Annotated in this window: 21 protein-coding genes; 12 read left to right on the top strand and 9 right to left on the bottom strand. The window is 58.6% G+C overall.

The window, feature by feature from the left end; translation table 11 throughout:
- Positions 1–6 precede the first annotated feature (6 nt).
- The 5 genes from HMPREF2681_RS02175 to rpmB form a co-directional block, all read right to left on the bottom strand.
- Positions 7–942 carry an AEC family transporter gene (locus HMPREF2681_RS02175; protein WP_070545935.1) on the bottom strand — a complete coding sequence of 312 codons (936 nt, stop codon included), beginning with the start codon at positions 940–942 and terminating at the stop codon, positions 7–9.
- A 165-nt stretch (positions 943–1,107) separates the two neighbouring features.
- Entirely contained in the window at positions 1,108–1,359 is a 252-nt protein-coding gene (rpsR, locus tag HMPREF2681_RS02180) for a 30S ribosomal protein S18 (RefSeq protein WP_005511410.1), read from the bottom strand.
- Between the two features lie 14 nt (positions 1,360–1,373).
- Positions 1,374–1,679, bottom strand: a complete 306-nt coding sequence (rpsN, locus tag HMPREF2681_RS02185) for a 30S ribosomal protein S14 (protein WP_005511414.1) — start codon at positions 1,677–1,679, stop codon at positions 1,374–1,376.
- Between the two features lie 3 nt (positions 1,680–1,682).
- The gene (rpmG, locus tag HMPREF2681_RS02190; RefSeq protein ID WP_005511413.1) at positions 1,683–1,847 is read right to left on the bottom strand and encodes a 50S ribosomal protein L33; all 165 of its coding nucleotides are present in this window, start codon (positions 1,845–1,847) and stop codon (positions 1,683–1,685) included.
- A gap of 3 nt (positions 1,848–1,850) precedes the next feature.
- On the bottom strand, positions 1,851–2,087 hold the full coding sequence (gene rpmB, locus HMPREF2681_RS02195; protein WP_016423274.1) for a 50S ribosomal protein L28: 237 nt from the start codon (positions 2,085–2,087) through the stop codon (positions 1,851–1,853).
- A 456-nt stretch (positions 2,088–2,543) separates the two neighbouring features.
- Here rpmB and HMPREF2681_RS02200 point away from each other — a divergent pair, with 456 nt between their 5' ends.
- From HMPREF2681_RS02200 to HMPREF2681_RS02225, 6 genes are all read left to right on the top strand, one after another.
- Positions 2,544–2,810: a type B 50S ribosomal protein L31 gene (locus HMPREF2681_RS02200; protein WP_005511390.1), complete on the top strand. Its 267-nt coding sequence runs from the start codon at positions 2,544–2,546 to the stop codon at positions 2,808–2,810.
- A 21-nt stretch (positions 2,811–2,831) separates the two neighbouring features.
- Positions 2,832–3,005, top strand: a complete 174-nt coding sequence (gene rpmF / locus HMPREF2681_RS02205; RefSeq protein WP_005511439.1) for a 50S ribosomal protein L32 — start codon at positions 2,832–2,834, stop codon at positions 3,003–3,005.
- 242 nt (positions 3,006–3,247) lie between these two features.
- On the top strand, positions 3,248–3,940 hold the full coding sequence (locus HMPREF2681_RS02210) for a response regulator transcription factor (RefSeq protein ID WP_005511429.1): 693 nt from the start codon (positions 3,248–3,250) through the stop codon (positions 3,938–3,940).
- Entirely contained in the window at positions 3,940–5,496 is a 1,557-nt protein-coding gene (locus HMPREF2681_RS02215; RefSeq protein WP_049189711.1) for a sensor histidine kinase, read from the top strand. Before HMPREF2681_RS02210 ends, HMPREF2681_RS02215 begins: the two co-directional genes overlap by 1 nt.
- Positions 5,497–5,654: 158 nt before the next feature.
- The gene (locus HMPREF2681_RS02220) at positions 5,655–6,974 is read left to right on the top strand and encodes a S1C family serine protease (protein ID WP_070545938.1); all 1,320 of its coding nucleotides are present in this window, start codon (positions 5,655–5,657) and stop codon (positions 6,972–6,974) included.
- 72 nt (positions 6,975–7,046) lie between these two features.
- Complete coding sequence (locus HMPREF2681_RS02225) at positions 7,047–7,616, top strand: MogA/MoaB family molybdenum cofactor biosynthesis protein (RefSeq protein WP_126108175.1); 570 nt, start codon at positions 7,047–7,049, stop codon at positions 7,614–7,616.
- Between the two features lie 292 nt (positions 7,617–7,908).
- Here the strand turns inward: HMPREF2681_RS02225 and mscL are convergent, their stop codons facing one another.
- From mscL to HMPREF2681_RS02240, 3 genes are all read right to left on the bottom strand, one after another.
- Complete coding sequence (gene mscL / locus HMPREF2681_RS02230) at positions 7,909–8,325, bottom strand: large-conductance mechanosensitive channel protein MscL (RefSeq protein ID WP_016423268.1); 417 nt, start codon at positions 8,323–8,325, stop codon at positions 7,909–7,911.
- 252 nt (positions 8,326–8,577) lie between these two features.
- On the bottom strand, positions 8,578–9,123 hold the full coding sequence (locus HMPREF2681_RS02235) for an SAF domain-containing protein (protein ID WP_224433571.1): 546 nt from the start codon (positions 9,121–9,123) through the stop codon (positions 8,578–8,580).
- Between the two features lie 105 nt (positions 9,124–9,228).
- Positions 9,229–9,903, bottom strand: coding sequence for a 5-formyltetrahydrofolate cyclo-ligase (locus tag HMPREF2681_RS02240; protein WP_049171297.1), 675 nt, complete (start codon positions 9,901–9,903; stop codon positions 9,229–9,231).
- A gap of 132 nt (positions 9,904–10,035) precedes the next feature.
- Between HMPREF2681_RS02240 and HMPREF2681_RS02245 the strand changes: the two genes are divergently transcribed.
- From HMPREF2681_RS02245 to HMPREF2681_RS02270, 6 genes are all read left to right on the top strand, one after another.
- Positions 10,036–11,010, top strand: coding sequence for a UTP--glucose-1-phosphate uridylyltransferase (locus HMPREF2681_RS02245; protein WP_070545940.1), 975 nt, complete (start codon positions 10,036–10,038; stop codon positions 11,008–11,010).
- 78 nt (positions 11,011–11,088) lie between these two features.
- The gene (gene glp / locus HMPREF2681_RS02250; RefSeq protein WP_005511382.1) at positions 11,089–12,360 is read left to right on the top strand and encodes a molybdotransferase-like divisome protein Glp; all 1,272 of its coding nucleotides are present in this window, start codon (positions 11,089–11,091) and stop codon (positions 12,358–12,360) included.
- Positions 12,361–12,390: 30 nt separating this feature from the next.
- Positions 12,391–13,023: a GNAT family N-acetyltransferase gene (locus tag HMPREF2681_RS02255; protein ID WP_049193056.1), complete on the top strand. Its 633-nt coding sequence runs from the start codon at positions 12,391–12,393 to the stop codon at positions 13,021–13,023.
- A gap of 173 nt (positions 13,024–13,196) precedes the next feature.
- Positions 13,197–14,468, top strand: a complete 1,272-nt coding sequence (gene glpR / locus HMPREF2681_RS02260) for a divisome protein SepX/GlpR (RefSeq protein WP_016423263.1) — start codon at positions 13,197–13,199, stop codon at positions 14,466–14,468.
- 236 nt (positions 14,469–14,704) lie between these two features.
- Positions 14,705–15,109 (top strand): DoxX family protein, encoded by a 405-nt coding sequence (locus HMPREF2681_RS02265; protein WP_049193070.1) that lies wholly within the window; start codon positions 14,705–14,707, stop codon positions 15,107–15,109.
- Positions 15,110–15,160: 51 nt separating this feature from the next.
- On the top strand, positions 15,161–15,943 hold the full coding sequence (locus HMPREF2681_RS02270) for a zf-HC2 domain-containing protein (RefSeq protein WP_049193057.1): 783 nt from the start codon (positions 15,161–15,163) through the stop codon (positions 15,941–15,943).
- On the opposite strand, the gene HMPREF2681_RS02275 is transcribed toward HMPREF2681_RS02270, so the two are convergent.
- A complete protein-coding gene (locus HMPREF2681_RS02275; protein ID WP_070545942.1) occupies positions 15,940–17,496 on the bottom strand; it encodes a dolichyl-phosphate-mannose--protein mannosyltransferase in 1,557 nt (518 codons plus the stop codon). The two genes, HMPREF2681_RS02270 and HMPREF2681_RS02275, sit on opposite strands and share 4 nt — an antisense overlap.
- Between the last annotated feature and the right edge of the window lie 51 nt (positions 17,497–17,547).

Consider the following 17,547-nt stretch of genomic DNA (forward strand, 5'->3'; position numbering starts at 1 on the left):
AGTCGCCTAACTCAATAGCAGGGTGAACAACAGGACCGTCGGCAAGCAGGCGATCGTCGTAATCACGCCACAATCGCGCGCCTGCTCAAGGTTCCGGCCGAAGCGGGAGGCGAAGGTGTAGACGTTCTGGGCTGTCGGCAGGCCGGCGATAATCACAGCTGCCAGCAGCGCATGCCCGTTGAGACCGAAGACGAAATGACCGAACAGCAGAGCGAGCGCGGGGTGGAGGAAAAGCTTCAGCATAGACGCCACCACGACGGCGCGACGAGGGGAGCGGCCGGCTTCCATAAACGGCATGCCATGCAGGCTAATACCGAAGGCCAGAAGTGCCATTGGCACTGCGGCTTGCCCCAATAGCCCCACTGGATGCGCTACGAACTGAGGTACTTCGATAGCAAACGCATTAACCGCAAGCCCCACCATCGCCGCCAGAAAGATTGGGTTCTTCAGCGGTGCCATGATGACATTGCGCGGTCGGAAATGGCCGCGGTTGGTGAGGATTTCCAGCACCGTCATGGAAGCGGGCGCATAGAAGGCAATCTGAAAGATAAGGGCTGGGACGACGGCGGTAGCGTCGTGAAGCACTGCGACTGCGATGGGCACGCCGAGATTAGCGACGTTGTTGTAACTCGACGACATCGCGCCGACCACAGCATCGGCGCCGCGCTGTTTGAACATGGGTGCCACAAAGATCCGGTAAAACGCCGCCGTGCCAAGCGCCGACAGTGCCGCGACGCCAAACGCCGAACCGAAGATGCTCGCCGAATCCGCCGTCGCGAGCGTGTGCGCGAGCATGCACGGCATCGCAATCCAGAACACGACCATATTCAGGGTAAAAGATGCCCGCTTATCGACGATCTCACTGCGCCCAAACAACCAGCCAACAATGATCAGTACTGCGACGGAACCAAAGCCGGTGAATATTTCGGTGAGAGCGGGCATAAGTGCATATTTTAGACAATAAAAAACGGACCCAATCCAATCCCCTTGGTGGGGAAGGACTGAGTCCGTTTTACGCTGTTATCGCATGTATCGTCATGCGGCCAGCGCGTAAATAAGGCCTTTCGGCGGGTATTCGAATGATCGGCTCCCGCCGACCAGCCATCTTTAGCGGCTGGTGAACGGCAGGAGTGCCATCTCGCGGGCGTTCTTCACAGCGGTAGCGACCTGGCGCTGCTGCTGCGGAGTCAGACCGGTGACGCGGCGGGAACGAATCTTGCCACGGTCAGAGATGAACTGGCGGAGCAGGTTAATGTCCTTGTAATCAACCTTCTCAACGCCTGCGGCCTTGAGCGGGTTCTTCTTCGGGCGGCGGGACTGCTCCATCCGCGCCTTCTTGTTAGAGTGATTGCGCTTCATTGGTGCTCCTCGACTTACCAGCTGGACTTACGGACGCCCGGGAGTTCGCCACGGTGGGCCATCTCACGAACGCGGACACGGGACAGACCGAACTTGCGGAGGTAGCCGCGCGGGCGACCATCTGCAGCGTCACGGTTGCGGACGCGAATCGGGGACGCGTCACGCGGCTGACGGTTCAGCTCGTACTGTGCGTCCATGCGCTCTTCGTCAGTGGAGTGCGGGGACTTGATGATGCGCTTCAGTTCAGCGCGACGTTCTGCATAACGAGCGACGATTTCCTTGCGCTGCTCGTTCTTGGCAATCTTGGACTTCTTAGCCATGAATTAGCGCTCCTCGCGGAATTCGACGTGCTTGCGGACAACCGGATCGTACTTCTTAATGGTGATACGGTCCGGGGTATTGCGCTTGTTCTTACGGGTCACGTAGGTGTAACCGGTGCCCGCAGTGGACTTCAGCTTGATGATTGGACGAATGTCATTACGTGCCATTTTTTAGATCTTCTCCCCACGTGCACGAATCTGAGCAACAACAGCCTCGATACCGTACTTGTCGATGGTCTTCAGACCCTTCGGGGACACATTCAGAGTGATGTGACGCCCCTCAGAGGCGAGGTAGAACTTCTTACGCTGCACGTTGGGGTTCCAACGGCGCGACGTGCGCCGGTGGGAGTGGGACACGGTCTTGCCGAAAGACGGCTTGCGTCCCGTAACCTGGCAAATCGCCGACATAGGGATTCCTTTGCTTCCTTGCCGCCCAATGCCGACATCACTGGTGCGCCACGCCGGACTATTGAATAACCGAGGAATCCACCTGGCCTTTTCCGGGGCGCTGCCCACTGACACTCGACGCTGAGCGCGTAAACGAATAACTAGACAACAGCGAGAGAACAGTTTACACACGAGTTGCGGGATAACCTAATCGCTGTTCCACTGTGGTTTTCTCGGTGCGACTCTCGAGTGTCGTCATAGAGTTCGTGCTTGTCGACGGGCGTTAGTGCAGGGCCCTTTTTTAATTTTCGGGCTCGAGCCTGTAATATTCCATCGAGTGTCACATGCCGGTTTATAGAAATATTGACCCGGTGCGTGTCATTGTAAGTCGTGTTCGTACCCAACTCAGGCACGATTCTCTCACTCTTAGCTGGGGGAAAGCGACCTGAAGTTCAATCCTGAGGGAAACGAGAATTAATGAAGAAGGACATCCATCCTGATTACCACCCGGTGGTTTTCAAGGACGCAGGCACGGGTCACTCTTTCCTTACCCGTTCCACCGCCACCTCCGACCGCACTGTCGAGTGGGAAGACGGTAACGAGTACCCGCTGATCGTCGTTGACGTCACCAGCGAGTCGCACCCGTTCTGGACCGGTGCTCAGCGTGTCATGGACACCGCTGGTCGCGTCGAGAAGTTCCAGCGCCGTTACGGTAACCGCATTCGCCGCGCGAAGAAGAACTAAGAATAGGAGGGGAATAAGAAAATGGCAGTACCAAAGCGTCGCATGTCGCGTGCTAACACCCGCGCTCGCCGTTCCCAGTGGAAGAGCAACAACGTCGCTCTCCAGGAAGTCAAGGTAAACGGTCGCGTCTACAACGTTCCTCGTCGCATCGCCAAGGCTGTTCAGCTCGGCCTGGTTGACGTCGAGAAGTTCTAACGCGCATCTTTTAGGATGCTGACAACGTTCCTCGCTGAACCGAAGAGCGCTTCGAGCGCCCAGAGCGCGTTCAGTGTGTAAGGAACAGTTGATAAAGAGCTTTTTAAACCTCACCCCATCGCTTGTACTCGGCGATGGGGTGAGGTTTTTCAGTTCTATGGCCAGGTTTTATGGGAGCACTCTCACGAAGAATCTGTGTCACATTTACACTCACCTTATATTTTCAAGGCACAATGGGCAGTATGAAGATTTTGGTAGTTGATGACGATCAAGCGGTACGCGAAGCGTTGCGGCGATCGTTGACTTTTAATGGCTACACGGTCGAGCTCGCCGAGGATGGCGCAGAGGCCTTGGAAAAGATTGCCAAGGATCGTCCGGATTTGGCCATTTTGGATGTCATGATGCCGAAGCTGGACGGCCTGGATGTTTGCCGTCGGCTGCGCAGCGAAGGCGATGATCTGCCGGTCATGATGTTGACTGCACGTGATTCGGTCTCCGAGCGCGTAGCTGGTCTTGATGCCGGCGCAGATGACTACCTGCCCAAGCCGTTCGCATTGGAAGAGCTGCTCGCTCGTGTCCGTTCGCTACTTCGTCGTTCTGCTTTGGAAGTGCCTGCGATGGAGGATGCCGCAACTCTGCAGTTTGAGGATCTCTCCTTGGACCCGGAAACTCGTGAGGTCTTCCGCGGTGAACGCCGCATTAGCCTCACTCGTACAGAATTTGCGCTGCTGGAATTGCTGATGAGCAACCCGCGGCGTGTACTCTCCCGTACCGCCATCTTGGAGGATGTCTGGGGCTATGACTTCCCGACGTCCGGCAATGCGCTGGAGGTCTACATTGGTTACCTGCGTCGTAAGACTGAGGCAGAGGGAGAGCCGCGTCTGATTCACACCGTTCGTGGTGTCGGTTATGTGATGCGGGAGACCGCACCGTGATGTTGCGCCGTCGTCGTTCGACCGGCGGTGGCGTGCAATCAAATCAGCGTTCTGCCACGGAGGTCAATCCGGGGCAAGGTACCGTCGGTAAGCAAGAGAAGTCCGCGAATACTGAGACGATGGCAGGGGAATCGCTTCCCGGCCTGCCGCGGAGCTCGCGTATCCCTTCGCTGCGTTGGCGGCTGACTATTCTGACAGCGCTCATTGTGGCGATGTCGGTGGGGCTGATGACGCTGGCTGCATTTTTTACTGTGCAGGCAGCGCTATACCGCGAGGTGGACAGTAACCTCCGTAGCCAGGCGGAAAAGCTGCTGATGTCACCGTACGCTTCGGAGTTTGCCATTGGCCCCTCCTTTGAAGCGGACTCGAACAGGATTCTGAACCCCGATTTGGACGCGGTGTACTTTGCCCACGGCAGTGTGGCGGGCAAAGGCGGTGGCTCAATCTCTATTGGTGGCCCCGAACTTGCGGTGTTGCGGGGGAATCGACAGGAATCGATTCGCACCGATGAGTACAACGGCCGTCGTGTATACGCCGTCCGCTCCGAAGACGGTGCGACGCTGATCCTTTCGCAGGATCTGAGCTCGACGCAGTCGGTCTTGAAAGCGCTCAGTGCAGTGCTGCTGAGTATCTCTGCTATCGGAATCCTCTTCGCAATCGGATCAGGTATTACGGTGGCAACAACGGGTCTGCGCCCGGTCACTCGGCTGCGCATTGCTGCGGAGCGGGTGACGGAAACCGACGAGCTGCGCCCAATCCCTGTGGAGGGCGACGATGAGCTTGCGCGCTTCACCCGCAGCTTCAATGAGATGTTGGCTGCACTTCAAGCGTCGCGCATTAAGCAGGCGGAGCTGGTTGCAGATGCTGGTCATGAGTTGAAGACTCCGCTGACGTCGTTACGCACAAATATTGAACTGCTGATGATGGCCTCCCGTTCGGGAGCGGCAATCTCGGATGAGGATCGCGCGGATCTGGAAGCTGACGTCATCGCACAGCTGGAAGAGCTGTCGACGCTGGTCGGTGACCTGGTTGATCTGGCACGCGAAGATGGCCCGCAACAGGTTATTGAGCATGTCGATGTCGACGAAATCATTTCCACGTCGCTGGCGCGTGTTGAGCGTCGTCGTCCGGACATTACTTTCGATGTGCAGACAGCTCCGTGGTATGTCTACGGGGATTCGGCGGGTCTTGGTCGCGCAGTTTTGAACTTGATGGACAATGCTGCAAAGTGGTCGCCAGAAAATGGCACCGTGCGGGTTCGTCTGACGCCGCTCAGCGAGGTTGTTGCTGAATTCACGGTGGCGGACTCGGGGCCAGGTATCCCGAAGGAAGATCGAGACAAGGTCTTCGAGCGTTTCTACCGTTCCATTCAGTCGCGGTCGATGCCTGGATCCGGCCTGGGCTTGGCCATTGTGAAGTCGGTCATCGTCCGCCACGGGGGTACGATTACTGCCGATGAGTCCGATGATGGCGGTGCCTTGATGAGAGTAACGCTGCCGGGCAGTCCGCACAGCGGAAAAGGTGACGACTCCGATTCCGCTCAAGAGCCTAGCTAGAAACGCATAACCCCACGTCAAAGCTGATGTAATCCTCGCTGCGCGCAGCCTTTTAAGGAAGTGCGTGGCGGGGATTCGGTGTTTCATTCGGGGAATTTTCGGCGAGACTGCAGACTGCTCTCAGCCAATTGTTAGACAGACAGTGCAAGGTATTACGTATGAGCAACTCTTTCAACGATTCCTCGCGAGGAGATGAGCGGGGACACTACTCCTCGCAATCTCACAACTTCAGCGAGAACCGTGCCATGGGGGATGCTGGTGAGACAAACCAGTTTTCTGTCAATGAGCGCGGCTGGGAGAATTCCCACTACAACACCATCCCGTCTCAGCCGAACGGCGCTTACGGAGGCGGTTCAGAGTGGGACGTTGCGGCCAATCAGCAGAAGACCAAGGGTGCCCAGGGGGCTAAGGGCATGGGGGCGCTGGCAGTCGCTGCCCTGATGCTGTGCTCGGCCGGTATCGGTGGCGGTGTCGGCGCATGGGTAGTTCACAACTCGCAGTCGTCGGCCCCCGCGGACAACGCGCTGGATAAGCCTGCGGAAACCCGTCAGGTAGCAGCAGCTGAGGGGTCCGTGGAGAAGGTCGCGCAGAAGGTCCTTCCCAGTGTCGTCTCCATCACCACTGTCTCGGAGCGGGGCACGGCGTCGGGGTCAGGCTCCATTCTGTCGTCCGACGGTCTGGTGCTGACGAATAATCACGTCGTTGCAGGCGCGGGTCCGGACGCACATATGGAAGTCCTGCTTTCCGACGGCACCACGCACCCGGCAACTCTGGTTGCAGGGGATGCGGCTACGGATATTGCCGTTATTCGAATTGAAGGTGTTAACGGGCTGCGACCAATCTCGCTGGGCAACTCCTCGCAGGTTCAGGTTGGCCAGGAAGTGGTGGCCGTTGGTTCGCCACTGGGACTGACCTCCACTGTTACGCAGGGCATTGTCTCCGCTAAGAACCGTCCGGTGACCGCCGCTGGTGAAGACGGTCAGTCCTCGGTCATTGATGCAATCCAGACCGATGCGGCGATTAATCCGGGTAACTCCGGCGGAGCGCTAGTGGACATGGAAGGCAACCTCATCGGTGTGCCCAGCGTGATTGCCTCTAACAGTGAGGCATCGGAACAGGCGGGCAGCATTGGCCTTGGTTTCGCAATTCCGGTTAATCAGGCTCGTCGCATAGCGGAAGACCTGATCGATTCCGGCAAGGCGCGGATGCCTGTCATTGGTGCCCAGATCGATTCGCGTCCGATTGCACGTGGTGCACTGGTGCGAGAAGTAACGCCAGGTGGCCCAGCTGATAAGGCGGGTCTGAAAGATGGTGACCTGATTACCAAGGTTGATGACCGCACACTTGACAACGGCGTTGCACTAATTGCGGCTATTCGGTCGCATCGGATCGGGGATTCTGTCACACTTACAGTTACAGATGAGCGAGGCGGCAACGAGCGAACGGTCGATGTCACCTTGGCAGAAGCCCAGGATTGATAGGCAGCGTGGTGGAGTTAGTACCTCACCATCTGTAGAAGAGTTTTCGAGTGAAACTTCGAGTGAAAAGCTGTGGGAGAAAGCGAGATAGAGCAGATGAGCGAAACCGTGAGTACTGAGCCAAGTGACGTCAACCTCGCTGAGATGGAGCGTCTTATCAACGACGACGGCCAGGTCCGAAATGCGTTCGTTGTCCTCGTGGGGGACCATTTCGAGAACCCGGATGGTGCGGCTTCGCTCATGGTTGAGCTGTTGGAAGAAGACGGCTACTCGGTCGATGCCGTGGTCAGCACTGGTGCAGTCAAGCGTGAGATCCGGAAGGCTCTAGATACCGCTGTTGTCGGTGGCGCAGATTTGGTCGTCACGGTGGGCGGTGTTGGAGTTGGTCCTCGTGCGAAGACTCCGGATGCCACTCGCAAGGTTCTTGATGTGCGGCTGCAGGGCATCGAGCAGGCTATTCGTAACTCCGGTATGGGAGCTGGCGCCTTGGATGCGGGGCTGTCCCGCGGTTTGGCCGGTGTGTCCGGTCAGACAGTGATTGTCAATCTCGCGGAGTCTCGCGCTGCAGTGCGCGATGGCATGGCGACAATTCTCCCGCTGGTCTCACATGTGCTTGATGACCTCTGCCGCTGGAGCGTCTAGGAATGGGCGACGCCAAACATCCCAATCAGCCCGAGCAAGAGCAAGAGCAAGCCGCGCCGCGCAGTGGCAGCCGTAGGCAACGTCGTCGCGCAGGTGCACCGGCGAAAAACTTTGCCCAGTCACGCAGTGCGAAAACCGCGCGCACAGTGCACTATCACGATGAATCCCCGGAGGATGCTCGTGATTTTGATGTGGACTATTGGATAAAACAGCGCCCACCCCATTGGGGATGAGCGCTGTGTAAAAGCATTAGTTCGCTTCTTATCGGAAGCCTGCAACTAGCAGCTAGAGGCTAGTTCAGCTCCGTCTTCGGCTTGCCGTTCTGCTCAGCCAGCAGGTCACGAATCTCAGTCAGCAGGTCAGCCTCGGTGACCTCCGGCTCAGCGGAGGTCTCCAGACGAGCCTCACGCATCGCGTTGAACTTGTTCATCGGAGCAACGATGACGAAGTAGACAACCGCTGCGACCAGCAGGAAGTTGATGACTGCGGTGATGACAGCTGCGAAGTCAAGGTAGGTCGACGGGTTGCCGCTGATGATTTCGAAGCCAAGGCCAGTGACCTCTGCGCCACCGATGGTGTTCAGCAGCGGCTCGAGCAGGCTGTCGGTGAAAGCAGTGACGATTGCGGTGAACGCAGCACCGATGACAACACCGACCGCCAGGTCGATGACGTTGCCGCGCATGATGAACTCTTTAAAGCCCTTAAGCATAGGAAATTTCCTTCTGTAGAAACGGAACAAACCAAACGAGACCTGTGAGTCATCGTGTTGCTCATGGCAGGCCCATACGATTTTGAGAAACGGGGCAGTGCGATATCAGGCAGTGCCACTCTTCTTCGCTCTAATCGTAGTTTTGAATTGCCTGGCCATTGTATCCCCGCACTAAGTTGTGGGACAAGTCAACTTTCTGCGAAAAACACTGTTCAGGACCATAAAATCTTTGAACCAGTGAGATTTTGGTCACTAACCCGCGAGTAACAGTGTGAGCGGAGATGCTAGCGATGTCGCAGCCACCACCTCCGCGGCGCCGGTGGGCAGAGCGACCAAGACCACCTCATCGTCGACGATGTTGACCACCCTTGCCCCGTGTGCAAGCGGCGCCGCCACCCCGCGCTCATCCGCTGTCGACACAATATCCACGCTGTCACCAGTGCGAAGAGCGGACACAATGCCCGCATCAGTCAACGTGATGGCAATAATTTTGCTTTCCGACGTCCCCGTCAGCGACTTGGCAAGTGACGGGCCGACCATTCGCTGCTCTGTAATTATCTCTCTCGGTGACATGCCGGTGGCCAGGGTGCGTCCCCGCACAGAGGCGATGTCCGTTACGGCTCCACCGGGAACGAGCTCCCGGGGAATGTCCTTGAAAGCCACATCTTGTTCTGCCACCGATGCGCCAGCGGCAATGGATTTGGCGCTAACCACTACCCGAATATGGCCGCTGCGGGGTGTCAATGACTCCACCGCCGCCAGGCCGACTGCGCATAGGAAAACAGTGAGGGCAACCATCCGCCGAATAGTTGTGGGGCGGAGCTTTCGGAATGGACGCGGAAACCGGGACGAATATTTTGGGCTCATATTAAGTTAGGCGCGAAAATCCCGGAATCGGTTCCATTAAATCTGTGAAATCCCCGCTGGCGTGATCACATAATCGGCAGGAATGTCGTGCTCATCGTAGGCAAGCTCCGTGCGCAATTCGGTGTTGAAAACTGCAACAGCGATGGCCGCAGCTCTCACCCCATCCGTATCACTGTCGCGTCGAGCGAAAACCAAGCTGCGATCGTAGTAACCAGCGCCACGCCCTAACCGCATCCCGGTTGCGGGGTCGGCCGCAACTGCCGGCAGGATAATGGCGTCGGCAACACCCAGCTCAGCTGGGCCAGCAGAGTCTTCCACCGAAACAGGTTCCAAGAGTCCAAATCGGCCCTTGTGGAAGCTGCCGTTGTAGTAACCCCAGTGCAGCGGTTGTGGTGGACCGGGCGGGCAGACGGGAAGCAGAATTCGTGCTCCGGAAACCGCGTTTGCCAGAGCCTCCACAAAGCCCTGGCCGGGCTTACCGCCAGTCGAACTAGAAACGCTTGCGCCGGGTTCGTCACCAGCGGGGACATAAGCGGCAATGACAGGTTTTGCGAGGTCGCCGACGGTGTTGGATAACCATTCTTGCAACCGCTGTACCAGTGCTTCGTCGTCAAGCATGCGCTCACGCTGCCCCTTGGCGGCGCGTGCGGCGAGTACCTCGTGCCGTGTGCGGGCTTTGAAATCAGACGTGGTTTCGGGAAGCGGAGCCATACCTGCAAACCTACTCTGTCAGGTAGGGGAGCGACCTCTGTCGTCAGCGCAGGAGAAAATTTCTGATTAATGCGTTGAAAAAGCGGGGTCAGCCTCCGAGCAAATGGAAGTTATATAGGTATCGTTGCCATTATGGTCTCATCGTCTAAAGAGTCTGGTTCGGACATGACTACTCCGGTTCGAACTGTCATCGTTCCTGCCGCGGGCATGGGTACGCGATTCTTGCCTGCCACCAAGACAGTGCCGAAAGAATTGCTGCCCGTAGTTGATACGCCGGGCATCGAGATGATTGCTGAAGAGGCCGCCGCCACTGGTGCGCAACGCCTGGCTATTGTCACAGCGCCGAGTAAGGATGGCGTGCTTGGGCACTTCGACCCGCGCCCGGACCTTGAGCAGACTCTCGCCGAGCGTGGCAAGGACAAGATTGCAGCGAAGGTACGCCGCGCCACCGAGGTCATTCGCGTGGAATCCGTTGTTCAAGATCGACCGCTGGGCCTGGGGCATGCGGTGTTGGTCGCAGAGCCGCTGCTCGAAGACGATGAGGACAGCGTTGCTGTCATGCTTCCCGACGATCTCGTGCTCCCAGTGGGCGTGATGGATCGGATGACGGAAGTGCGCGAGCGCTTTGGTGGTTCGGTGCTGTGTGCGCTGGAAATTCCTCATGAAGAGGTCTACAACTACGGTGTCTTCGATATTGAGGACGCCACCCCGGCGGAGTCTGGTGAGCTCGGTGCTGACGCGGCCGACGCTGATGCCTGGGACGATGTGAAGCGAGTCAAGGGCATGGTGGAAAAGCCGGACCCTGCGGATGCTCCATCCAACTTCGTTGCAATCGGACGTTACTTGCTCGATCGCGCCATCTTCGATGCGCTGCGCCGCATCCCGCGCGGTAAGGGCGGCGAATACCAGCTCACCGATGCAATTGAGCTGCTGATTCAAGAGGGGCATCCGGTTCATGTGGTCGTTCACAAGGGGTTCCGCCATGACCTGGGAAATCCTGGTGGCTTCATTCGTGCTTGCGTAGACTTTGGACTCAGGCATCCGGACTACGGCGAGGGGCTGCGCGACTACATGCAGCAGCGTCTGGCGCAGGATGAACAGGCTTAAAGCCTTTTTATAGAGGCTTGTACTGAGAAGCTGAATAGCATAAAGCGCACCGCGGGTTGGTGCCGAGGAAGGTAAAACATGCGTTCTGTGGAAGAACAGTTGGCGGCAATCACCGCACACGCTGTGATGCCTGATCCTGTGCGCGTTGCTATTTCGGAATCCCTCGGCATGCTGTGCGCTGAAGATGTCATCGCAGAGCAGCCGTTGCCGGGATTCGTGCAGTCAGCGATTGATGGTTATGCGGTGCGCGCTGTCGATATCGTCGGCGAATCTGGTTCTTTACCTCCGGATGCGCGTCAGAGTGATGTTGATTTTCGCGAGGTCGAGCTGCCTGTTGTCGGTGAGGTGACAGCCGGCTCTCACCACCCGATGCGTCTCCAGCCGAAGCAGGCCGTGCGCGTACAAACTGGTGCGCCGCTGCCATCGCTTGCCGACGCCGTCGTGCCCCTAAACTGGACCGACCGCGGTGGCCGTCGAGTTAATGTTCTCCATCCGGTCTACTCCGGTGACTTTGTGCGCAAGGTCGGTGACGACGTGCAGCCGGGTGACGTGGCGGTGTCCTTGGACTCGGTGATTTCGCCGTCACAGGTTGGATTGCTGGCAGCGGTGGGGCGTTCGAAGGTTTTGGTGCACCCCAAGCCACGTATGTCCGTGATTTCCATTGGTAATGAGTTGGTCGATGTTGACCGCACACCGGGGCTCGGTCAGGTCTACGACGTCAACTCCTACGCGCTGGCTGCAGCCGGCCGCGATGCTGGGGCTGAGGTACACCGAGTGGGTATTGCCACCGGTGAGCCCCGCCGCATCCGGGAAATCATCGAAGGCCAGCTCATTCGCAGTGAGCTCTTGGTCATCACGGGGGCTGTCGGCGGTGCCGCGGGTGAGCAGATTCGCCGTGTGCTGGCTGAATTGGGCGAGGTTGATGTTTCCCGCATCGCTATGCATCCTGGTTCAGTCCAGGGCTTTGGTCTGCTGGGAGATGACAAGATTCCAACGTTCCTCCTGCCGTCGAATCCGGTCGGCGCATTGGTCGTTTTTGAGGTCATGGTTCGTCCCCTCATCCGACTGGCGTTGGGGAAGCGCAATCCCCGCCGCCGCGCTGTCACCGCTCGTGCTGTCGGCCCGATCGAGTCGGCGGAGAAGCGCCGTGGCTACATCCGTGGCCAGCTCATGCGTGACCGCGAGACCGGCGAATACATGGTGCAGCCGCTGGGAGGTTCCGGCGGTGCGCAAGCCCATCTTTTGGCCGGTATGTCGGAAGCCAACAGCCTCATCGTGATTCCGGAAGACGTGCTGCACGTGCGTCCGGGAGATGTAGTTGACGTGCTGTTCATGGCGCGCCAGGCCTAACCTCACTCCACTACCGCGAGTATTGTTGCTGTGCGTACTTCTCGTCTAGTAACCAGTGGCGGCCGAGTCCGCCTGCGTGTGCCAGAGCGCTCTGATGCCTCTGCATGGCGGACACTGCGGCTGCGCGACGAGCCCATTTTGCGCCCCGTGGAGCCAACCCTCGAGGACGACTGGGATAACGCCCACAAGGCTTCTGTTTTCCGCCGTAACCTGCGCAGTTGGCGTCGTTCAGAGGCTGCGGGAGACATGATTGTCTCCACCATTGAAGTAGACGGCCAGTTCGCTGGCATGCTCACACTCGGCGGTATTACACCTTTCCCCGTCGCTCACGCATGGATTGGCTACTGGGTCGGCAGCGGCTTTACATGTGGAGGGGTCGCCACTGCGGCAGTGGCGTTGGCGTCGGATTATGCCAAGAGAGTTGGCGTCCACCGAATTGAAGCGACTGTGTTGGACAGCAATGTCCCGTCGATACGCGTGCTGGAAAACTGTGGGTTCGAGTACGAAGGCGTGGCGCGGGAAGCCTTCCATATGGATGGCGCGTGGCGCGATCATCTGACTTATGCGCGGGTGGGGGAGGACAGTGCAGTGGACCTCATCGTGGCGAGTGGTCGCGCGCAATATGAAGAGGCGGAGAAATACCCACCGCAACGGCGCGCCTGAGTAGTCTGAGTAACACACGCCGATAGGGTGATGACAACTCTACTATTGGGCGAATTCGCTCTAGATACGCTGACTGCCTTCGCAAATGCCTCTGTGGAAGGGCATGTGGGTGGCGTATTTGGGCCGGGGAGAGACGGCGAAACCCCGGGCGAAATCGCAAGGAGACACAAAATATGTCAACTTCACTGTTGCTGATACTCATCGTTGTACTGTGGCTGTTTGTGCTGGCCCCGCTGGTGGTCAATACGCGCAAGCCGATTCGTCGTACTTCCGATGCGCTAGGTAAGACCCGCGTGCTGCATCGTGGTGGCGAGGAGTTGGCCACGACGCGCCGCCGTCCGTCTTTTAAGGAGTCGGACGTGCGCGTAGCCGAAGAAGTCGACGATTCTCTCGAAACCGTTGACGCGCAGGTCGACGATGACTTCGATGTCAGCGACGTGCTTATCGACGACACCGTGGACGAGGCGGCCGACCCGGCCGTCGTTGACGGCGATATCGTCTACGAGCTGGAAGCGGCAGATGCAGAAGAGGAGACCCCGCAGGCGGATGATTCCGCTACCGAGGAAGCCACTGCTGAGTCTTCTGACCGCTCTGACATGGACGTGTCCGATGATGAGTCTGCAGACCAGTCGCTGCAGGCTGTCGTTAATGACGAGGATGCTGAATCTGACTCCGCCGTTGCCTCCGCCGAAGGTGACGTGGTTCGTGCAGATGAGTCCTCTTCCGATGTGAGCGTTGACGTTCGCCGTCAGTTTGTCGACGCCGATGACTTGATGTTCGAAGATGCCGTTGAATCTGACGCTGATTCCGGTGCCGCGGCTGACGCTGAGCACGCGGACGCTGAGGCTCTCTCTGAGACTGAAGAGGCAGCAGACACCGTAGACGAGCAGGCGGAACCCGACGAGACCGTCGAGGACGACAGCGACCACAGTGTCGAGTCCAACGATGACGCAGTCGCTGTCGATGACACCTTGACCGAAGATGATTACGCGTTCGCTGAGAAGCGCCGTGGTCGTGGTGGGTTCGATCCGATTTCGGATGCCCAGTACGCTGAGACTCGCTTTGCCCGCCGCCGCCGTTCGGTTGCTGGGCTGGCAGCGTTCATCGCGGTCACGGTCATCATCGCTGCTTTCGCCGGTGGTTGGACCTGGTGGATTCCACTGGTCGGTGTCGGCTTGATGACCCTGTATCTGGTCAACCTGCGCCGCACCGTGCGTGCAGAGCAGGAACTGCGGGCTCGCCGAATTCGCCGTATGAAGATGGCCCGCCTCGGCGTGCGTAACCGCGAGGATGATGAGCTGGGAATTCCACAGCGTCTGCGCCGTCCGGGCGCGGTAGTGGTCGAGCTTGATGATGAGGACCCGGATTTCGCAGATCTGGCCTACACTGACTACCGCTTTGATGACGACGATTATGACGAAATGCCACAGGCTCGTGTGAGCTAGTCCTGTGAGCTGAGCCGTAGAACAACCTTAAAGTTGTCTGAGCACGTCAGCGCGGTTTTTTGTTAGAAACTCGGCCTGTTACGATGTCACTACCTAAGACATGACACACCGGGTGTGTTTGGCGGAAGGCTTCTCCCGAGGGGTTGGGAGAAGCCTTTTTGCATGTTAAAGTCGCTGGCCTTTCGCTGCCGCAGTGCTACCGTGCTTTGACCGTGCCGTCGGGTAGCATGTCCCTCATGGATCGACCGGTAATGCGCGATATCGCGCTCGTGATTCTCCGCCTAATACTCGGAATTATCTTCATCTGCCATGGCTGGGACAAGATTTTTGTCACCGGTATTGACAAGACGACCGGTTACTTTGTCGCTGCGAATATCCCGCAGGCGCACTTGACGGTCTGGGTTGTCGCTCTAGTCGAACTGGTCGGAGGCGCGTTGCTGATTCTGGGGCTCTTGGCCCCGACGGTGGCGATGGTCTTCATCATTGAGATGATTGGTGCCTGGTGGTCGATGCACCTGGGCAATGGCCTGTTTATCCGTGACAACGGTGCGGAGCTCGTGATGTCACTCATCGGCGGTCTGGTGATGATTTTCGTTTTCGGAGCCGGCCGTTTCAGTTTGGACAGGCAATTCATCAGGTAAGACCTCATTAGGTACAACCCCCTTAAGAGTTAAAAGCGGAGGAGATTCCCCGTGGAGTGCGAGGAAATTCGCGCAGCATTGTCCGCTCGCCTCGATGGCGAGCAGGCAAGTATTGCCGATGAAGTCATCGATGCCCATCTTGGGGCCTGCGAGGAGTGCCGAGCTTGGTACGAGCGAGCGGTGCGGCTGAACCGCGCCCTTACGGTTGGGCCTGCCGATGGCATGCCGGAGATTTCCACGGATGATCTCTCGGAGCGCATTTTGGTCTCTATCGAACCGGAGCGCCGCCGGCGTGAGCGCGCTTGGCTGCTCATAGCCGGCACAGCCCGCGGGGTGCTCATCGCATTGGGACTTTGCTGGGCGGTCTGGGGGATTGCGACGCTGGTCGACGCCTCCGACATGATGACGCTTGGACTTTCCTCGACACAGCCGCAGGACGGTGCGGGAATCGCAACAAGCACGGGATCGCCTATCGACGGTTCCACTGCCACCGTTGACCCAATGGAGCTCGGAGCACGCCTTGCCATTCAACTCGCGGCAATTCGGCTTGCATTGGCAGTGGGATTGTTCTGGGCTGCTTGGCGGCCGCGTGCTGCCATGGGCATGGCGCCGGTCTACGGTGCCGTCGCCACGTTCAGCATCGGTTTTGGTATTCGTGACATTCTCATCGGTGCCCAGGGAGCATCAGAGATCGCTGGTCTGGCCTTGATGTTTGTCTCCGCTTTGACGCTGGCCGTTGTGTGGCTGGGTGGCTATACGCCGACGGCAATCGCACAGGCATGGCGGGCCGCCTCGGGGTTGCCGGTCACAGGCGTGCCGCCACAGCGGGACTAGCTCCAGGACGGCAACCAGAACCGCCAGTCAAAGTGGTTGAGAGGCAGCGGGTAGCCGGTCAAAATCGGCAGCCAGAACACAAACGCGGCCACCACTAGTGCGGCGTGCGTGCCAACGATTACCAACCCCACCGGCTTACCGCGGGGCCGCCAGTGTGAGAGATCGTCGGCAAGCAGAGCAAAGGCGATGAGTACGAATGGAATCAGCGCGGTGGCGTAGAAGAAGTACATCTGACGGTCGTAGCCGATGACCCACGGCAGCCACGAGGCGAGGAACCCGATGACTGGCAGCGCGTAGCGGCCGTCGCGGCGGCCGAGCCAGCGCCATGTGGCCCACAGGACCACGGGGACCAGCAACCACCAGATGGGCGGGGTGCCAAAGAGCATCATCCAGCCCTTGCACTCTTGGCCGCCACTGCAGGTGGTTTCGGTGGAGTAGTAGAGCATTGGCCGCCAGCTGACCAGCCACTCCCAGGGCTTGGACTCCCAAGGGTGTTTGTGGCCATTAGAGGTGGTCAGCTCGGCGTGGAACTTCAGCACGCTGTTCTGGTAGTGCAGGTAGTTCTGCACGGCCTCGGGAAGCCAGCCGGTGCCGGGGAGTCCCGTATCGCGGTCTTCGGGCGAGACATGGCGATAGACCGACGTTTCTTCGGCGAACCAAGAACGCCAACTCAAGAAGTAAACGCCCAGCGGAACCACCACCAGATCACGCAACGCCGGGGCGGTATCGCGGGCGAGTGCGCCGAGCACGGGCTTGTCCGCACCGGCATTCTTGCGTGACACCAAATCCGTGAAAACGGACCACAGGCCGAATGCGGCCATGTAGTACAGACCGGACCACTTCACCCCGGTGGCAAGCCCCAGCATGATGCCGGCGAGCAGTCGCCACCAGCGATAACTGAGATAGGGGCCGAAACTACCTAGCTCCGTGGCGGATTCCAGGCGCTTGCGGGCATCGACCTGGTCGATGAGAAGTGCCCACGCGGCCGCAGTGATGAAGAAGGTCTGAATCATGTCCAGCATGCCGACCCGGGAGGAGACAAACAGCACTCCGTCGGCAAGCGCATAGAGACCAGCGATACCCACTGCCAACCGCGAGCCGCGAGAGATGCGTCGGACGATGTCCATGAGCAGCAGTATGACCAGCGTGCCACACACCGCCGACATAAACCGCCAGCCCATTGGTGAGTAACCGAAGATCCATTCGCCCACGGCGATGACCTGCTTGGCCACTGGCGGATGCACAACCAGACCGTAGCCGGGATTGTCCTCAATGCCAGACGAGATGGGGTCGCGGGTGGACTCCAGAATCTGCCATGCTTGCGGCACATAGTGCTTTTCATCGAAGAGCGGGGTGCCATTGTCGGTCTTGGCAGCAAGCCCGATGAAACGGGTTAGCGCTGCGACGATTCCGAGAACCACAAAAGTGGCGGTATCCCATTTGTCCCACCGCCGCAGTGGCGGCAGCGAGGGCACCGGGGGAATCGGGCGCAGGAAACGCTTTTTCGCGCGGCGCTCGGTTTCCGGTGGTGGGGTTAAAGCGGCATCGGTCACGAATGTCAGTTTAAGCTATGGAATCATGACGCATTCGGCATCGAACTTCCA

Origin of the sequence: Corynebacterium sp. HMSC064H12, assembly GCF_001809925.1 — a bacterium.
Taxonomy (GTDB): Bacteria; Actinomycetota; Actinomycetes; order Mycobacteriales; family Mycobacteriaceae; genus Corynebacterium; species Corynebacterium jeikeium_D.